Source organism: Streptomyces sp. ACA25 (assembly GCF_028200735.1).
Lineage (GTDB): Bacteria > Actinomycetota > Actinomycetes > Streptomycetales > Streptomycetaceae > Streptomyces.
Genome location: NZ_JAQKPV010000010.1, coordinates 43,488 through 61,221 on the forward strand (window position 1 = coordinate 43,488; position 17,734 = coordinate 61,221).

Annotated in this window: 14 protein-coding genes; 6 read left to right on the forward strand and 8 right to left on the reverse strand. The window is 73.1% G+C overall.

Annotated elements, in window-relative coordinates:
• The first annotated feature begins 55 nt into the window (after positions 1-55).
• From PJ985_RS16430 to dxs, 3 genes are all read left to right on the forward strand, one after another.
• On the forward strand, positions 56-1,267 hold the full coding sequence (locus tag PJ985_RS16430; RefSeq protein WP_271684532.1) for an ROK family transcriptional regulator: 1,212 nt from the start codon (positions 56-58) through the stop codon (positions 1,265-1,267).
• A gap of 1 nt (position 1,268) precedes the next feature.
• On the forward strand, positions 1,269-2,438 hold the full coding sequence (locus PJ985_RS16435; protein WP_271684533.1) for a substrate-binding domain-containing protein: 1,170 nt from the start codon (positions 1,269-1,271) through the stop codon (positions 2,436-2,438).
• Positions 2,439-2,612: 174 nt separating this feature from the next.
• On the forward strand, positions 2,613-4,526 hold the full coding sequence (dxs, locus tag PJ985_RS16440) for a 1-deoxy-D-xylulose-5-phosphate synthase (protein WP_271684534.1): 1,914 nt from the start codon (positions 2,613-2,615) through the stop codon (positions 4,524-4,526).
• A 52-nt stretch (positions 4,527-4,578) separates the two neighbouring features.
• Here the strand turns inward: dxs and PJ985_RS16445 are convergent, their stop codons facing one another.
• The 7 genes from PJ985_RS16445 to PJ985_RS16475 all read right to left on the reverse strand — a co-directional run bounded on the left by PJ985_RS16445 (position 4,579) and on the right by PJ985_RS16475 (position 13,131).
• Complete coding sequence (locus PJ985_RS16445; protein ID WP_271684535.1) at positions 4,579-5,028, reverse strand: NTP pyrophosphohydrolase; 450 nt, start codon at positions 5,026-5,028, stop codon at positions 4,579-4,581.
• Entirely contained in the window at positions 5,025-6,245 is a 1,221-nt protein-coding gene (locus PJ985_RS16450) for an LCP family protein (protein WP_271684536.1), read from the reverse strand. The genes PJ985_RS16445 and PJ985_RS16450 overlap by 4 nt, the downstream gene beginning before the upstream one ends.
• 158 nt (positions 6,246-6,403) lie before the next feature.
• A complete protein-coding gene (locus tag PJ985_RS16455; RefSeq protein ID WP_271684537.1) occupies positions 6,404-8,533 on the reverse strand; it encodes a 3-hydroxyacyl-CoA dehydrogenase NAD-binding domain-containing protein in 2,130 nt (709 codons plus the stop codon).
• On the reverse strand, positions 8,530-9,744 hold the full coding sequence (locus PJ985_RS16460) for a thiolase family protein (RefSeq protein ID WP_271684538.1): 1,215 nt from the start codon (positions 9,742-9,744) through the stop codon (positions 8,530-8,532). The genes PJ985_RS16455 and PJ985_RS16460 overlap by 4 nt, the downstream gene beginning before the upstream one ends.
• Before the next feature lie 171 nt (positions 9,745-9,915).
• Complete coding sequence (locus tag PJ985_RS16465) at positions 9,916-11,175, reverse strand: HRDC domain-containing protein (protein WP_271684539.1); 1,260 nt, start codon at positions 11,173-11,175, stop codon at positions 9,916-9,918.
• A 266-nt stretch (positions 11,176-11,441) separates the two neighbouring features.
• Positions 11,442-12,104, reverse strand: a complete 663-nt coding sequence (locus tag PJ985_RS16470; protein WP_271684540.1) for a response regulator transcription factor — start codon at positions 12,102-12,104, stop codon at positions 11,442-11,444.
• 424 nt (positions 12,105-12,528) lie between these two features.
• Complete coding sequence (locus tag PJ985_RS16475; RefSeq protein WP_271684541.1) at positions 12,529-13,131, reverse strand: DUF3000 family protein; 603 nt, start codon at positions 13,129-13,131, stop codon at positions 12,529-12,531.
• A 132-nt stretch (positions 13,132-13,263) separates the two neighbouring features.
• On the opposite strand from PJ985_RS16475, the gene hemE reads away from it, so the two are divergent.
• On the forward strand, positions 13,264-14,319 hold the full coding sequence (hemE, locus tag PJ985_RS16480) for a uroporphyrinogen decarboxylase (protein WP_271684542.1): 1,056 nt from the start codon (positions 13,264-13,266) through the stop codon (positions 14,317-14,319).
• 80 nt (positions 14,320-14,399) lie between these two features.
• Here the strand turns inward: hemE and PJ985_RS16485 are convergent, their stop codons facing one another.
• A complete protein-coding gene (locus PJ985_RS16485; protein WP_271684543.1) occupies positions 14,400-15,461 on the reverse strand; it encodes a DUF4349 domain-containing protein in 1,062 nt (353 codons plus the stop codon).
• 145 nt (positions 15,462-15,606) lie between these two features.
• On the opposite strand from PJ985_RS16485, the gene hemG reads away from it, so the two are divergent.
• Together hemG and hemQ are read left to right on the forward strand one after the other, a co-directional pair.
• On the forward strand, positions 15,607-17,010 hold the full coding sequence (gene hemG / locus PJ985_RS16490; protein WP_271684544.1) for a protoporphyrinogen oxidase: 1,404 nt from the start codon (positions 15,607-15,609) through the stop codon (positions 17,008-17,010).
• 4 nt (positions 17,011-17,014) lie between these two features.
• Positions 17,015-17,731, forward strand: coding sequence for a hydrogen peroxide-dependent heme synthase (gene hemQ / locus PJ985_RS16495; RefSeq protein WP_271684545.1), 717 nt, complete (start codon positions 17,015-17,017; stop codon positions 17,729-17,731).
• The last annotated feature ends 3 nt before the right edge of the window (positions 17,732-17,734 follow it).

The window sequence follows — 17,734 nt, forward strand, 5'->3', positions numbered from 1 at the left end:
AGCGGCCGGCGGGCCCGGAGCCGTGTCCGCGCGCAGATCAGGAGTGGAGTGAGCCGTGGAGACTCCGGGGTCGCAGTCGTCGCTGCACCGCGCCAACCTCGAGCGGGTGGTGCGCGCGGTCCGTGCGGCGGGTTCGCTCACCCAGGCGGAGATCGCCCGTACGACGGGCCTGTCGGCCGCGACGGTGTCGAACATCGTGCGCGAACTGCGGGCCCTGGGGACCGTCGAGGTGTGCACCACCTCGGTCGGCGGACGCCGGGCCCGCAGCGTCTCGCTCGCGAGCGACGCCGGGATCGTGGTGGGCATCGACTTCGGCCACTCCCATCTGCGAATCGCGGTCGGCAACCTCGCCCACCAGGTGCTCGCCGAGGAGGCCGAGCCCTTCGATGTGGACGGCTCCGCGGAGCAGGGTCTGGACCGGGCCGAGAAGCTCGTCGGGCGGCTGATCGGCATGGCCGGCGTGGAGCGCGGCAAGATCCTCGGAGTCGGGCTGGGCGTGCCCGGCCCCATCGACGTGGAGTCCGGTGTGCTCGGATCGACGGCGATCCTGCCCGGCTGGCGCGGAACCAATCCGCGCGAGGAGATGGCCGCCCGGCTGGACGTGCCGGTGCACGTCGACAACGACGCCAACCTCGGCGCGCTCGGTGAGCTGGTGTGGGGGAGCGGCCGGGGAGCTTCCGACCTCGCGTACATCAAGGTCGCCAGTGGAGTCGGCGCCGGACTGGTGATCAACGGCCAGATCTTCCGGGGCCCCGGCGGTACCGCCGGCGAGCTCGGCCACGTGACCCTCGACGAGTCGGGGCCGGTCTGCCGCTGCGGCAACCGGGGCTGCCTGGAGACCTTCACCGCCTCCCGGTACGTCCTGCCGCTGCTGCACGCCACCCACGGCCAGGACCTGACCCTGCACAAGGTGGTCCAGCTCGCCCGGGAGGGTGACCCCGGCTGCCGCCGGGTGATCGCGGACGTCGGGCGCCACATCGGCAGCGGCGTCGCCCAGCTGTGCAACCTGCTGAACCTCAGCCGGGTCGTGCTCGGCGGTGATCTCGCCGAGGCGGGTGAGCTGGCCCTCGGCCCGATCCGCGACTCGGTCGGCCGCTACGCCATCCCCAGCGCCGCCCAGCAGCTGACCCTGGTGGCCGGCGCGCTGGGCGCCCGGGCCGAGGTGCTGGGGGCGCTCGCCCTGGTGCTGCGGGAGACGGGCGACGGCGTTCTGCTCGGCGGGGCGGACAACGGCGCTCAGTCCCGGCAGCCACCGCCGCAGTCGTGACATGGCGTTCCTCCTGCGCCGTGCCGTGACCCGCGCCGCCGCGGCCGCCGTGGCGGCAACGCTGTCCGCCGGGCTCGCGGCCTGCGGCAACGGCGACGGGAACGGCGACGACGCGGACGGCCTGAAGGCAGGCCGGCTGGTCGGGCTGCTGCTCCCGGAGGACGGGACGCGCCAGGAGAGATCCGTCCGCCCCGCGATGGAGGCCAGGGTCGCCGCACTGTGCGAGGACTGCCGGTTCCGGTACGGCAATGCCGCGGGCGACGCGGAGCTGCAGAAGCAGCAGTTCGACGATCTGCTGACCAGGGGCGTGGACGTGATCGTCCTGGGCGCGGTGGACCCGGACGGGACGGCGTCCTGGGTGACGGAGGCCGCTGAGCAGGGCGTACCGGTCGTCGCCCACGACCGGCCGGCCCGCGGGGACATCGACGCCTTCATCACCTACGACAGCCATCGGGTGGGGCAGGTGCAGGGCGAGGCCATGCTGGCCGTGCTCGGCGACGAGGCCGAGGGTGCCCCGCTCGTCATGATGAACGGCCCGGCGGCGGACCCGGACGCGGCGGCGGTGAAGGCCGGTGCCCTGGACGTGCTGACCCCGGTCGTCGACCTCGTCCTCGACCGGGACGTCGAACGCCGGGACCCGGCCGTGGCGAGCGCGCGGATGACCGAGGCCGTGCGGGAGCTGGGACCCGACGGCTTCGCCGGGGTCCACGCGGCCGACGACCGCATCGCGGCCGGTGTGCTCAGCGCGCTCCGCGCGGAGGGGGTCCCCGGCGTGCCGGTCGGCGGGCAGGGAGCCGGCCTGGCCGCGCTGCGCCGCATCGTGACGGGCGAGCAGGCCTTCACCGTGCACACACCGCCCGCCCGGCAGGCGGAGATCACCGCGGAGATCGCCGTGCGGCTCCTGGACGGGGAGGACTTCGCCGACCTGGCCGCCGACCGGATCACCACCCCCACCACCGAGGACGTCCCCAGCGCCCTGCTGGAACCGGTCGCCGTGACGCTCGGCACCCTGGAGGAGGCCGTGCTCGCAGACGGCACATACACCCTCGGGGAGCTGTGCGGCGGTGCGTACGCCGACGCCTGTGCCGAGGCCGGCATCCGCCCGCCGCCCCCCGCGGGCGGCCCCAGCGCCCGCCCGCAGGGCGTAAGCGGGGGGAGCGCGGGTACCTGAGTGGCCATGTCCGCAGCGCTGCCGGCCACCGGTCCGTCCGGCCGGCGAGTGGTGCGGGTGAGGTATCCCCCCGCCCCGGAACACGGGACCCGGGAGCCCGACATTAAACTCGACGGACCGGCATCAGGGCCCTGTCACCGGACGGCCCGGGAGCTCGACAGCAAGGAGGCACGGGTGGCGCTGCTGACCCGCATCACGGGACCGCGCGATCTCGACCGGCTCGGCCAGGACCAGCTCGACCAGCTGGCGGAGGAGATCCGTACCTTCCTCATCGGCTCGGTCGCCAAGACCGGCGGCCACCTCGGGCCCAACCTGGGCGTCGTGGAACTGACCATCGCCCTGCACCGGGTGTTCGACTCACCGGCGGACCGCATCCTGTGGGACACCGGCCATCAGAGTTACGTGCACAAGCTGCTCACCGGACGCCAGGACTTCGACCGGCTCCGGGCCGTCGGCGGCCTCTCCGGCTACCCCTCGCGGGCCGAGTCCGAGCACGATGTGATCGAGAACAGCCACGCCTCCACGGTCCTCGGCTGGGCCGACGGGCTGGCGAAGGCCAATCAACTGCGCGGCATCGGTGACCACGTGGTGGCCGTCACCGGGGACGGCGCGCTCACCGGGGGCATGGCCTGGGAGGCGATGAACAACATCGCCGCGGCCAAGGACCGGCCGCTGGTCATCGTCGTCAACGACAACGAGCGCTCCTACTCGCCCACCATCGGCGGGCTCGCCAACCACCTCGCCACCCTGCGCATCACCGACGGCTACGAGCGCTTCCTCGCCCGCGGCAAGGAGATGCTCAACCGCACGCCGGTGGTCGGAAAACCGCTCTACGACTCGCTGCACGGCGCGAAGAAGGGCCTGAAGGACTTCATCGCCCCGCAGGGCATGTTCGAGGACCTGGGGCTGAAGTACCTCGGGCCGATCGACGGCCACGACATCGGGGCACTGGAGACGGCCCTGCACCGTGCCAAGCGGTTCGGCGGCCCGGTCATCGTCCACTGCATGACCGAGAAGGGCCGCGGCTACCAGCCCGCCCGGGACGACGAAGCCGACCAGTTCCACGCCGTCGGGGTGATCCACCCGGACACCGGTCTGCCGGTGGCCGCCGCCGGTGCCGACTGGACGTCGGTCTTCGGGGACGAGATCGTGCGCATCGGCCGGGAGCGCGAGGACGTCGTGGCGATCACCGCCGCCATGCTCCGTCCGGTCGGCCTCCAGGCGTTCGCCGAGGAGTTCCCGGACCGGGTCTTCGACGTCGGCATCGCCGAGCAGCACGGTGCCGTGTCCGCGGCCGGCCTGGCCACGGGCGGGCTGCACCCGGTCTTCGCGGTCTACGCGACCTTCCTCAACCGTGCCTTCGACCAGCTGCTGATGGACGTGGCGCTGCACAGGTGCGGGGTCACCTTCATGCTGGACCGGGCGGGCGTGACCGGCCCGGACGGCGCCTCGCACCACGGCATGTGGGACATGTCGATCCTGCAGTGCGTGCCCGGGCTGCGGCTCGCCGCACCGCGGGACGCGGCGCAGCTGCGGGCGCAGCTGCGGGAGGCGGTCGAGGTGGACGACGCCCCGACCGTGGTGCGTTACTCCAAGGGCACGGTCGGCCCGGCGGTTCCCGCGGTCGGCACGGCCGGCGGCATGGACGTGCTGCGCGAGCCGGGCACGGACCGGCCCGATGTGCTGCTGGTCTCCGTCGGGGCGCTCGCCCCGATGTGCCTGGAGGTCGCGGAGCTGCTGCAGAAGCAGGGCATCAGCACCACGGTGGTCGACCCGCGCTGGGTCAAGCCGGTCGACCCGGCCCTGCCGGCGCTGGCGGCTGACCACCGGCTGGTGGTGTCGGTGGAGGACAACAGCCGTGCCGGGGGCGTGGGCTCGTCGATCGCGCAGGCACTGCGCGATGCCGAGGTGGACGTGCCGCTGCGCGACTTCGGTATCCCGGAGCGCTTCCTGGACCACGGGTCCCGCAAGGACGTGCTGGCCGAGATCGGGCTCACCGCGCCCGCCATCGCCCGTCAGGTCACCGGGACGGTGGCCCGGATAGAGGGCCGCTTCGACACGGCGACCGCCGGTATCGGCCAGGACTGAGCACCGGCCCGGCGAGCCGGGGAGCCGGCGGGCGCCGGGTCGGGGAGCCGGGTCAGGGAACGTCCCGTACGCTCCGCGGCCCGGCGCACTCGGCCTCCAGGGCCGCGACCCGCTCGCGCAGGGCCCGGTCGGCGGTGACCACGACGCACCGCCGGCCGGCGCCCTCGGCCTCGACGAGTTCCACGATCCGGTCGTCACCCGTGCGTGCGGCCGCCTCGACCCGCACGCCGGGTACCGGGCGGACCTCCCGGGCGGCTCCTTCGACGACCAGGACGATTTCCACCGGCCCCGGCACCCCCGGCAGCCCGGCGTCCGTCCGGGCGGTCAGACGGTCGCGGAGCCGCTCCGTGGCGCCGTGCCGGTCGCGCCACCAGCCGTCGGGCACCGAGCCGACGACGTTCGCGCTGTCCACCACGATCAGCGGCAGCGGCTCCCCGCCCTGCTCCCCGCCGCTCGTGGTCCGGCCCGGAGCGGGGGCGGGCCGTTCCGTTGATCCGGTCATGCGTCCGGGGCCGCGGGCACGGCGGTGTCCTCGGCCAGTGCCCCCGGAGGCACGGGAGTGTCGTTCCTGAGGGCCTGCCAGACGGCGTCGGCGTCCGGCTGCCGGAGCACCACCCGGTCGCGGCCCGCCGGGTCGGTACCGTCCGGGCCCGCGCTGTCCGGGCCGGCGGCTCCGTTCTCCTCCGCCTCCGCTTCCTCCTCGCCGTCCGCCTCCGCCTGCTCTCCCGGTTCGGCCGGCGCTTCCCGGACCGGCAGGACCAGGCTGGCCACGTTGCCGGTGTCGACCTTCGCCATGTCCTGGGCGAAGTTCACCAGGTCGGTCAGCGAGCCGAGGTCGGAGTCGGTGGTCAGGGAACGGGTGGCCACCTCTGCCACCTGGTACAGCTTGGCCGGGCTGGAGAGGATGTCCTGCCGGTTGACCTCGTGGATGAGGGCCAGCAGGAAGCGCTGCTGGAGTTCGAGCCCGTCCTCGGTCGCGCCGGTGCCCCCGGCCTGTTCGGTGCGAACCGCCGTCAGCGCCTCGGGGCCGTCCAGGGTCCGGGAGCCGGCGTCCAGGATCAGGCCGCCGTCCCGGTCGTGGACCGGCTCCCGGGTGGTGACGGTGATGCCGCCGAGCGCGTCCACCAGGTCGTCGAAGCCGGCGAAGTCGACCTCGAGGTAGTGGTCCATCCGGATGGCGGACATCTTCTCCACCGTCTGCACGACGCACGCGGGTCCGCCGGTCGCGTAGAGGGAGTGGAAGGGCACCTGGTCCGTCGGATCACCGGCCGCACCGGTGGCGTTCCCGTCCTCGTCGCCCGCCTCGTCCCCGTCCTGATCGGGCGGCCCCTCCGGGTCCGCCCCGTCCTCGGTCCGCGCGCACTCCGGGCGGTCCACCACCAGGCCGCGGGGGAGGGTCACAGCCGTCGGAGCACCGCCCCCGCCCGGCAGGTGGATGACCATCACGGACCCGGAACCGCCGGTGCCCTCCGGCCCGGCGGTCTCCGAGTCGGAGCCCAGCACCAGTACCGCCTGGGAGCCCGCCACGGCCGTCTCCGGCCGGTCGGTGCCCAGCTCGGCGTTGATGTCGACACTGCCCAGGTTCCCCTGGAAGTGGTGGTAGAGCCAGGCGCCGGTGCCCGCCGCGGCCACTGCCACGGCGAGCAGGGTGAGCAGGACCGATCGCCGGATTCGCTTGCGGCGTCCGGTGGCGGGCTGGGCGGCTTCGCTGTCCGGCATCCATGGCTCCTCGTCGCGCAGTGGGCCTGAGAGCCGATGATATGTCCGGCATGCCGTCACAGAGCGGTGCGCGGGCCGTGCGCCCGGAAGTCCCGGAACGCACTCGCCCGCCTGCCACGGGTCGGCAGGCGGGCGAGAGGTGCTTCAGGTGAGGTGCGTCACTCCGGGACGCTTGCCACGCCCGGTGCGTGGAACCGGCGGCCCAGAACCCGCTCGGACACGCCGGTGCGGTCCAGGTAGGGGGTGATGCCGCCCAGGTGGAACGGCCAGCCCGCACCGGTGATCAGGCACAGGTCGATGTCCTGCGCCTCCGCCACCACGCCCTCGTCGAGCATGAGACCGATCTCCTGCGCGATGGCCTCGAGCGCGCGCTCCCGGACTTGGTCGGCGGTCAGCACGGTGTCGCCGGTCGCGAAGAGCGCCGCGACCTCGGGGTCCAGCTCCGGCTGCCCGGAGTCGTGCACGTAGAAGGCCTTCTTGCCCGCCTCCACGACCCGGCCGAGGTTGTCGGAGACCGCGAACCGGTCCGGGAAGGCCTGGTGCAGGGTGCCCGCGACGTGATGGGCGACGGCCGGGCCGACGAGCTCCAGCAGCTGGATCGGCGACATCGGGAGGCCCAGCGGAGCCAGCGCCCGGTCGGCGTCCCGCATCGGGGTGCCCTCGTCGATGGTGCCCAGGACCTCCCCCATGAAGCGGGTGAGGATGCGGTTGACGACGAACGCCGGCGCGTCCTTGACCAGCACGGCCGTCTTCTTCAGCTTTTTCGCCACGGCGAACGCGGTGGCCAGCGCGGCGTCGTCGGTCCGCTCGGCACGGACGATCTCCAGCAGCGGCAGTACGGCCACCGGGTTGAAGAAGTGGAAGCCCACGACCCGCTCGGGGTGCTTGAGCTGCGAGCCCATCTCGGTGACGGACAGCGAGCTGGTGTTGGTGGCGAGGATCGCGTGCTCCGGCACGACTGCCTCGAGCTCGGCGAAGATCCGCTGCTTGAGCCCCATCTCCTCGAACACCGCTTCGATGACGAAGTCGGCGTCCGCGAAGGCGGCGGCCTTGTCGAGCGAGCCGGTGACGGCGGCCTTCAGGCGGTTGGCCTTGTCCTGGTTGACCCGGCCCTTGAGCAGCAGCATGTCGATCTGCTCGTGGACCCAGCCCACGCCCTTGTCGACCCGCTCCTGGTCGATGTCGGTGAGCACCACGGGCACCTCGAGGCGGCGCACGAACAGCAGCGCCAGCTGCGAGGCCATCAGCCCGGCGCCCACGACGCCGACCTTGGTGACCGGGCGTGCCAGGGACTTGTCCGGGGCACCGGCCGGCCGCTTGGCCCGCTTCTGCACCAGGTTGAAGGAGTAGATGCCGCTGCGCAGCTCGTCACCCATGATGAGGTCGGCGAGCGCCTGGTCCTCGGCGGCGAAGCCGGCCTCCAGGTCGCCGTCCTTCGCCCGCGCGATGATGTCCAGCGCCCGGTACGCGGCGGGGGCGGCCCCGTGCACCTTCTCGTCGGCGACGGCCCGGCCCCGGTCAACGGCCCGGTCCCAGGCCTCGCCGCGGTCGATGCTCGGCCGCCCGACCGCGAGCTCGCCGCGGAGCACCGAAGCGGTCCAGGTCAGCGACTGCTCCAGGAAGTCGGCGGACTCGAAGACGGCGTCCGCGATACCCAGCTCGTAGACCTGCGGGCCCTTGAGCATGCGGTTCTGGTTCAGCGCGTTCTCGACGATGACGGTGACCGCGCGGTCGGCGCCGATGAGGTTCGGCAGCAGTGCGCAGCCGCCCCAGCCGGGAACCAGCCCGAGGAAGACCTCGGGCAGCCCGAAGGCCGGGATCTCGGCGGCCACGGTGCGGTAGTTGCAGTGCAGGCCGACCTCGACGCCGCCGCCCATCGCGGCACCGTTGTAGTAGGCGAAGGTCGGCACGTCCAGGGTGGCGAGCCGGCGGAAGACGTCGTGTCCGCCCTTGCCGATCGCCAGTGCCTCCTCGCGCCGCTTCAGCAGCTCGACGCCCTTGAGGTCGGCGCCCACGGCGAAGATGAACGGCTTGCCGGTGATCCCGGCGGCGACGATCTCTCCCGCTTTGGCCTCCGCCTCCAGCTGGTCGATCGCGGCGTTCAGGTTCGCCAGCGACCGCGGTCCGAAGGTGGTCGGCTTGGTGTGGTCGAAACCGTTGTCCAGCGTGACCAGGGCGAAACGGCCGGCGTCCTCGGGCAGGTCCAGGTGGCGTACGTGGGCCTGCGTCACGACCTCGTCGGGGAACAGCTCGGCCGCGCCCTCGAGAAGCTCTGCGGTGGTTGTCACTTGCCCTCCCAGTGGGGGTTCTCCCAGATCACGGTGCCGCCCATGCCGAAGCCCACACACATCGTGGTCAGGCCGTACCGGACGTGCGGCTGCTCCTCGAACTGCCGGGCGAGCTGCGTCATCAGACGCACGCCCGACGAGGCGAGCGGATGGCCGTAGGCGATCGCGCCGCCGTACTGATTGACCCGCGGGTCGTCGTCGGCGATGCCGTAGTGGTCGAGCAGGGCCAGCACCTGGACGGCGAAGGCCTCGTTGATCTCGAACAGGCCGATGTCCGCTATGGACAGACCGGCCTGGGCAAGGGCCTTCTCCGTCGACGGTACCGGGCCGACGCCCATCACCTCCGGCTCCACACCGGCGAAGGCGTAGGAGACCAGCCGCATCTTCACCGGAAGGCCCAGCTCGCGTGCCACGTCCTCCGCGGCGAGCAGCGAGGCGGTCGCCCCGTCGTTGAGACCGGCCGCGTTGCCCGGGGTGACCCGGCCGTGCGCCCGGAACGGGGTCTTCAGCCCGGCCAGCTGCTCCACGGTGGTGCCGGGGCGCATCGGCTCGTCGGCGGTGGCCAGACCCCAGCCGGTCTCGCCGCCCTCCGCGTTCGTGCGCCGGACGGACACCGGCACCAGATCCGGCTGGATCTTCCCGGTGGCATAGGCCTGGGCGGCCTTCTCCTGGCTGCGCGCGGCGTAGGCGTCGCAGCGCTCCTTGGTCAGGTGCGGGAAGCGGTCGTGGAGGTTCTCCGCGGTCATGCCCATGAACAGCGCTGACTCGTCGACGAGCTTCTCGGACACGAAACGGGGGTTGGGGTCCACGCCCTCGCCCATCGGGTGGCGGCCCATGTGCTCGACGCCGCCCGCGACGACGAGGTCGTAGGCGCCGAAGGCGATGGAGCCGGAGGTGGTGGTCACCGCGGTCATGGCGCCGGCGCACATCCGGTCGATGGAATAGCCCGGCACGGTCTCCGGGAGGCCGGCCAGGATGCCGGCGGTACGGCCCAGGGTCAGGCCCTGGTCCCCGATCTGTGTGGTGGCGGCGACGGCCACCTCGTCGATGCGCTCGGGGGGAAGACCGGGATTGCGGCGCAGCAGTTCACGGATGCACTTGACGATCATGTCGTCGGCGCGGGTCTCGTGATACATGCCCTTCGGTCCCGCTTTTCCGAACGGGGTGCGGACGCCGTCGACAAAGACGACATCCCTGACGGTACGAGGCACGATGGCTCTCCTCCAGGTGCGGTTCCAGGTGCGGTGTCCCGAGCAGCGGTCCCGGATTCTCCCGGGGTACGTGCAAGTCCGGAGCCTATGCTACTTGTCGGTAACTCGACGGCAAGATCTGACCACGGGGAGGGTGGCAGGTCACACCCGGCCGGGCCGCGGCACGGCCCCTCAGGCCTGTGCCGCGAGCGCCTCGACCAGCAGGGACGCGGTCTGCCCGATCTGCCAGTCACGGGCACCGAGCTCGCGCAGAGCGCGCGCGACCGCTTCCTGTTCCGGTTCGGCGGGCGGCTCCCAGCACAGCCGCCGCACCGTGTCCGGGGTCAGCAGGTTCTCCTGCGGGAGGTTCAGCTCCTCGGCCCGGGCGCTGATCGCAGCCCGCGCGGCTGTCAGGCGGGCCGCGGCCACCGGGTCCTTCTCCGCCCAGGCCCGCGGCGGCGGCGGCCCGGCCGTCGGCCGGCCCGGCTGGGGCAGCTCGGTCTCGGGGATGTCGCGGGCCCGGTCGACCGCTTCCTGCCACGCGTGCAGCTGCTTCCGGCCCATCCGGTGGCCGAAACCCTGAAGCCCGGTCAGCTCGGCCACATCCTTGGGCATGGCCAGTGCGGCGGCGACGATCGCGGTGTCGGACAGGACCTTGCTGGGCGACAGGTCACGACGCTGTGCCACCGCGTCACGCGCCGTCCACAGCTCCCGGACGGCTGCCATCTGACGGCGCCGGCGCACCTTGTGCATGCCCGAGGTGCGCCGCCAGGGATCCTGACGCGGAGGGGCCGGGGGAGCGGCGGCGATGGCGGCGAACTCCTCGAGCGCCCAGTCGAGCTTGCCCTGCTCCCCGAGCTCCTGCTCCAGGGCGTCCCGCAGGTCCACCAGCAGTTCGACGTCGAGCGCCGCGTACCGCAGCCACGGCTCGGGCAGCGGGCGGGTGGACCAGTCGACCGCGGAATGGCCCTTCTCCAGGGTGTACCCGAGCACGGTCTCGACCATCACACCCAGGCCCACGCGGGCGAAGCCCGCCAGCCGGCCGGCCAGCTCGGTGTCGAAGAGCCGGGCGGGCTCCATGCCTATCGCGCGCAGGCAGGGCAGGTCCTGGGTGGCGGCGTGCAGCACCCATTCCTCGGAGCTGAGCGCCTCTCCGAGGGCGGACAGGTCAGGGCAGCCGATGGGGTCCACCAGCGCGGTGCCGACGCCTTCCCGGCGCAGCTGCACGAGGTAGGCCCGCTGCCCGTAGCGGTACCCCGAGGCCCGCTCGGCGTCGACGGCGACCGGCCCGCTGCCCGCGGTGAAGGCGGCAACGGCCTCGGCCAGCCCGTGCTCATCGGTGATGACCGGCGGCACTCCCTCACGGGGAGCCAGCAGGGGCACCGGAGCCGCTTCCGACGGCTCGGGGGACGGTGAGTCTGCGGATGCGGCGGTCTGATGAACTTCGGTCACCCGACAAGGGTAACTCTGTGCTCACGATGCACAACGCCGGACCGCCGAGGGCTGCGAGTCACCACTCGGAAGCGGCTCTCCGGATCTTCGGCCCGGTCCGCTGCCGGGCGTGGCGAAGCCCGGGACGGAACATGTCCGTCCCGGGCCGCAGGCCGGTCGCGGGTGCCGGTGACGTCCGGGCCTCGGTGACCTTGGGCGTGGTCACCCGGGCCCGGCTGCGCCGGATCACCCCGGTCGCGGCGGCCGCCCCGGCCCCCGGGGCCCGGTCAGTGAATGATGCCGGTGCGCAGGGCCACCGCGACCATGCCGGCGCGGTCGCCGGTGCCCAGCTTGCGGGCGATGCGGGCGAGGTGGCTCTTGACGGTCAGTGCGGAGAGGCCCATGGAGACGCCGATCGCCTTGTTCGACTGCCCCTCCGCCACGAGGCGCAGAACCTCGACCTCGCGCCCGGACAGCTCCCGGTAGCCGCCCTGGTGCCCTGCCCGGCCCGGCTGGCGCCGGTGCATGCGGGCAGCGGCCGAGCCGATCGGAGCGGCACCGGGCCGGGTGGCCGGGCCCAGATTGTTGCGGGTGCCGGTGACGACGTATCCCTTGACGCCTCCGGCGAGGGCGGTGCGGACGGCGCCGATGTCGTCGGCGGCGGACAGGGCGAGGCCGTTGGGCCAGCCTGCGGCCCGGGTTTCGGACAGCAGGCTGAGGCCGGAGCCGTCGGGCAGGTGGACGTCGGCCACACAGATGTCACGCGGGTGGGCGACTCGAGGACGGGCCTCCGCGATGGACGACGCCTCGATCACGTCGCGCACCCCCAGTGCCCACAGGTGGCGGGTCACGGTGGAGCGGACGCGGGGATCGGCGACGACGACCATGGCCGTCGGCTTGTTCGGGCGATAGGTGACCAGGCTTGTTGGGTGCTCGAGAAGAACGGACACCGGGCCTCCCGGCAGAAGGGCTGGGGACGGAACCGACTCCACGGGAGGAGTCGGGGCGATCCGGATGGAAGGGTCATTGGTTCCTTCGGCACGAACCGGCGGTGGCTTTAGGGAAAGATCACGAACCGGTGATCCGGGGGCCGCGCCCCGCGTGGGACTTTGCCCTGCCGGACACGTCACGGACCGCGGCAGCCGGGTGCGGAGAAGAGGGCGGCGGGCCCGGGAGCGGCGCCACCGGAGCGGTGCGCACAGGGCCGTGCACCCGCGGGGTGTCCGGAGGACCACTGCCGGGCAAGGGGGAGCCGGCCGGGCGCAGACGGGTACCACTGCGCCCGGCCGGGGGTGGTGCGTGCGGCGGACGGCCGCACCGGCGCCCTCCGGGCCGGCCAGGGCCGCGACAGGGCGAGCCCTGACGGACGAGCGACTAGGCGAGCCGGGGGCCGCGGCGCCGGGGGAAGAGGGACACGGCGGGGCTGCTGCTCTCCGGCGGCAGCCCGGCGCACTGGGCCAGCAGCCCGCACCAGGCGAGCAGATGCCCGGGGACGTCCGTGCGCTGCACCGGGGTCCAGGAGGCGCGCAGCTCCAGCTCGGTGCGCGGCGGCCGCTCGGCCAGCCCGCCGAAGAAGTACGAACCGGCCCTGGTCACGGTGCCGCACTGTTCCACTCGGGTGAGTCCGCGGCTGTCCAGAGCCTCGGTCAGCCACGTCCAGGCAACTTCCGGGAGCAGCGGATCGGTTCCCACCTCCGGCTCCAGCTCGGCGCGGGTCAGTGTCACCACGCGGTACTTTCCGCGCCACTCCTGCTGTCCGTCCGGGTCGTGCAGCAGCACGAACCGGCCGTCGGCCAGCTCCTCCTCCTCGTCGTCGTCCTCCGCGATCACCGAGGCTTCCACCGCGTAGGCGAACGGTGCGAGGCGCCGCGGCGGCGGCAGCGGGCTCAGCCGCACCTCCTGCCGGGGTCTGGTCTCCGCCAGGGCTGCCACCGTCTCCTGGAATGCGCACGCAGCCCCTGCACCGGGGTCTGTCATATTCCGTGCCCCTCCGCCATCAGTGTCCGCGCCGTTGCCACGGCGGGTAACACTAGGCGGCTGATCTCCTGTCGGGCGTTAGGCACACCACACATGGCGGCCGGAAGTGCCGGACGTGCGAAACTTCCCTGTGTGAGCGAAACTCCTGACGCCCGGACCGCCCTGACCGACTCGCCGTTCCTGCGTGCCTGCCGCCGCGAACCCGTGCCGCACACCCCGGTGTGGTTCATGCGCCAGGCGGGGCGCTCCCTGCCGGAGTACCGCAAGCTCCGGGAGGGCACCACCATGCTCGACTCCTGCATGCGGCCCGACCTCGTCACGGAGATCACGTTGCAGCCGGTGCGGCGGCACAAGGTCGATGCCGCGATCTTCTTCAGCGACATCGTCGTGCCGCTCAAGGCCATCGGTGTCGACCTCGACATCAAGCCGGGGGTCGGCCCCGTCGTGGAGCGGCCCTTCCGTTCCCGGGAGGATCTGGCGCGGCTGCGTCCGCTGGAGCCGGACGACGTGAAGTACGTGACCGAGGCCATCGGCATGCTCACCACCGAGCTCGGTGACACCCCCCTGATCGGCTTCGCCGGCGCCCCCTTCACCCTTGCCAGCTACCTGGTGGAGGGCGGCCCCTCCCGCAATCACGAGCACACCAAGGCCCTGATGTACGGGGACCCGCAGCTGTGGGCCGATCTGCTGGACCGGCTCGCGGACCTCACCGGCGCGTTCCTCCGGGTGCAGATCGAGGCCGGCGCGTCCGCCGTCCAGCTCTTCGACTCGTGGGCGGGTGCGCTCGCCCCGGCCGACTACCGGGAGACGGTCCTGCCGGCCTCGAAGAAGGTCCTGGAGACCGTGGCCCCCTACGGGGTGCCGCGCATCCACTTCGGTGTCGGGACGGGGGAGCTGCTCGGCCTGATGGGGGAAGCCGGCGCGGACGTCGTCGGCGCCGACTGGAGGGTCCCGCTGGATGAGGCGGCCCGCCGGATCGGCCCCGGCCGCGCCGTGCAGGGAAACCTCGACCCGGCCGTGCTCTTCGCCCCGCGCGAGGCGGTGGAGACCCAGACCCGGAAGGTGCTGGACGCCGCCCAGGACCTTCCGGGCCACATCTTCAACCTCGGCCACGGAGTGCTGCCGGACACTGATGCCGAAGCGCTCACCCGGCTCGTGGCCTACGTGCACGAACAGACGGCGCGCTGACGGGCTTCCCGCGCTGACGGGCCACGGGGAGTCCGGCGCCGGCCGGTACCGGAGAGCTTCCGGACACCGGCCGGCCTGCCTCAGGACCCGGTGGCGGATGCCCCGCCTGGCTGCGGTCCCGGTGCGGGCGGGCCCGGGGGAGCGGGCGGCGGGACCGGCCCGGCCGGAGGCTCGTCCGGGGCGGGACGGCGCCAGCGCGGCGGAAGCACCCGCGCGGGGAGCTGTCTGCGCAGCGCCGGGACGGCCACCACCACCAGCAGGAGGGTGAGGACGAACGGCAGCACCGCGCCGGTCACGGCCGCGACCCACAGCAGGCTCGCGAGGAATGCCTGCCACCCGCCGACGACCGCGCCACTCACGGACGGTCCCCCGGAGGACCCCTCTTCCTCTTCGTCTTCTTCCTCCTCCGGCCGGTGTTCCTCCACCAGCTCCAGTGTGACCGTCGCCATCCCGGTCCGCTCCCGCAGCGAGGCCTGCCGGGCCTTCAGGGACTCCAGCGCGGCCTGCCGCTTGCTGAGCTCCTCCTCCAGCGCGACGACGTCGTCCAGGGACCGGGCTTCCTCCATCAGCTCCCGCACCCGCGCGACGCTCTCCTCCTGTGTGGCGATCCGGCTCTCCACGTCGACCACCTGGTCGGTGACGTCCTCCGTGGAGATTTCCCGCCGGTGCAGCTCACCCAGTGCGGAGAGCTGTGCGAGCAGCCCCGCGTACTGCTGCGGAGGTACCCGGAGCGTCACCCGGGAGCGCTCGTAGCCTTCGCTGTGCTGCTCGGTGAGCTCCGCGCTGACGTACCCGCCGGCTTCTTCGGTCAGCGCCACCGCTTTCGCGTACTGCCCCGGCACGTCCGCGGTGACCACGGTGACCCGGGCGTTCCTGACCACGTGCTGCGGCCCGGCCTCCGCGGCCCGTTGGCCGGTGTCCGCGTCCTCCTCGGATTCCTGTTCCGGTGCCGCGTCCGGTGCCCGCTCCTGCTCCGGCGCGGCCTCCTGGTGCTCGGCAGGTCCCGCCGCGTCCGGGCGCGCACTCTCCCCCTCACCTGCGCTGCAGGCGGTCAGGGCCAGCAGCAGGGCCAGCAGCAGGGCCAGCGGCATCACCGCCGGTCCGTTCCTCGGGCCGGGCCGGGCGGGCTTCGCGTTCCGCATTCCGTGTCCCCCTCAACTCTGTCGTACACGTTGTCCGTTGGACGCACGAGCCGGTGCCGCGGATCGCCGGTCCGGGTTCCGATGCGGTTACGGCCCGGACGCGAAGCGGTGTCCGGGCGGCTCCCGCATCTGGGAGAGTGGGGACATGCATGCGATCGTCATCGGCGGCGGTATCTCCGGACTGGCCGCCGCGCACCGGCTGCTCGCCTCCGGGTTGCGCGTGACCGTTCTGGAAGCCTCGGACCGCTTCGGGGGAAAACTGCTCTCCGGGCAGATCGCGGGGGCACGCGTCGACCTGGGGGCCGAGACCATACTGGCCCGCCGGCCGGAAGGCGTCGGGCTGGCCAGGGAGGTCGGTCTGGAGGAGGCGCTGCGCCCCCCGGTCATGGCGAGCGCCGCGATCTGGACCCGTGAAGCCCTGCGGCCGATGCCGCGGGACCACGTCATGGGCGTACCCGCTTCGCCCGCCGCGCTGACCGGAGTGCTCTCCGACGCGGGCCTCGCCAGGATCGCCCGGGATGCCGAGCTGCCCCGCACGGAGCTGGGTGAGGACGCCGCCATCGGCCGGTACGTCGCCGAGCGGATGGGACCCGAGGTGGTCGACCGGCTGGTGGAGCCGCTGCTCGGCGGCGTCTACGCGGGGGACGCCTACCGGATCTCCATGCGGGCCGCGGTTCCCCAGCTCTGGGAAGCGGCACGCACCGAGCGGTCGCTGCTGGCCGCGGTGCGCGGCGTGCAGGACCGCGCGGCCCCCCGGGACCCGGGGGAGCCGGTGTTCCTGGGCCTCGACGGCGGGATCGGAGTCCTGCCGGAGGCAGTCGCCGACGCCTGCCGGAAGGCCGGTGCCACGCTGGAGACCTCGGTCGCGGTGACCGGGCTGCGCCGGGCCCCCGACGGCTGGCAGGTGACCACGGACGACGGCCGGACCCTGACCGCCCCGGCCCTGGTGCTGGCTCTGCCCGCCGGCCCCGCCGCCCGTCTGCTGACGGAGGAGGCCCCCGGGGCGGCCCGCGAGCTGGCGGCGGTCGAGTACGCCTCGATGGCCCTGATCACGCTGGCGTTCCGGCGGGCGGACCTGGGGGTGCTGCCCCGCGGCAGCGGCTTTCTGGTGCCGTCGGTGGACGGCCGGCAGATCAAGGCGGCCACCTTCATCAGCAACAAGTGGGACTGGGCCGCCGGGCAGGACCCGGAGCTGTTCCTGCTGCGCACCTCGATCGGCCGGCACGGCCGGCCGGAGCTCCTGGACCGGGAGGACAACGCGCTGGTGGAAGCGGCCCTGGGTGACCTGGGGGAGGCCATCGGGCTGTCGGCCCGGCCTGTCGACTCCGTGGTCACCCGCTGGCCGGACGGCCTTCCGCAGTACGCCGTGGGCCACTCCGCCCTGGTTGACCGGGCACGTGCGGAGGTCGCCGCGCTGCCGGGGCTGCGGTTGTGCGGTGCGGCCTACGAGGGGGTGGGGATTCCGGCCTGCGTGGCGAGCGCCGACCGGGCGGTCCGTGAACTGCTGGCCACCCTGCCGTCCGGCACCGGCGGCGGCGCGGGAGAATGACCCCATGAGTGCTGCACCCGAGAAGGCCCCGAACGCGGGGAAGAAGGCCAAGGACCTCAACGAGGTCATCCGTTACACCTTGTGGTCGGTGTTCCGGCTGCGTGACGTGCTGCCGGAGGACCGGACCGGCTACGCGGACGAGGTCGTGGAGCTGTTCGAGCAGCTCGCGGCCAAGGATGTGGTGGTCCGCGGCACGTACGACGTGTCCGGGCTGCGGGCGGACGCGGACGTCATGATCTGGTGGCACGCCGAGACCGCCGACGAACTGCAGGAGGCGTACAACCGCTTCCGCCGGACGCGGCTGGGCCGGGCGCTGGAGCCGGTCTGGTCCAACATGGCGCTGCACCGCCCGGCCGAGTTCAACAAGGCGCATGTCCCCGCCTTCCTGGCAGGGGAGACGCCGAAGGACTGGATCAGCGTCTACCCCTTCGTGCGGTCCTACGACTGGTACCTGCTGCCCGACGAGGACCGCCGCCGGATGCTCGCCGACCACGGGAAGATGGCCCGTGGTTATCCCGATGTGCGGGCCAACACCGTCGCCTCCTTCTCGCTCGGCGACTACGAGTGGATCCTCGCCTTCGAGGCCGACGAGCTGTGGCGGATCGTCGACCTCATGCGCCATCTGCGCGGTTCCGAGGCCCGGCTGCACGTCCGTGAGGAGGTGCCCTTCTACACCGGGCGCCGCAAGGAGGTCCCCGACCTGGTGGCCGGCCTGGCCTGACTG

Coding starts and splice junctions, on each gene's coding strand:
- PJ985_RS16435 (WP_271684533.1), top strand. CDS start 1,269: ATGGCGTTCCTCCTGCGCCGTGCCGTGACCCGCGCCGCCGCGGCCGCC.
- PJ985_RS16445 (WP_271684535.1), bottom strand. CDS start 5,028: ATGACCGGATCAACGGAACGGCCCGCCCCCGCTCCGGGCCGGACCACG.
- PJ985_RS16450 (WP_271684536.1), bottom strand. CDS start 6,245: ATGCCGGACAGCGAAGCCGCCCAGCCCGCCACCGGACGCCGCAAGCGA.
- PJ985_RS16475 (WP_271684541.1), bottom strand. CDS start 13,131: ATGACAGACCCCGGTGCAGGGGCTGCGTGCGCATTCCAGGAGACGGTG.
- PJ985_RS16485 (WP_271684543.1), bottom strand. CDS start 15,461: ATGCGGAACGCGAAGCCCGCCCGGCCCGGCCCGAGGAACGGACCGGCG.
- hemG (WP_271684544.1), top strand. CDS start 15,607: ATGCATGCGATCGTCATCGGCGGCGGTATCTCCGGACTGGCCGCCGCG.
- hemQ (WP_271684545.1), top strand. CDS start 17,015: ATGAGTGCTGCACCCGAGAAGGCCCCGAACGCGGGGAAGAAGGCCAAG.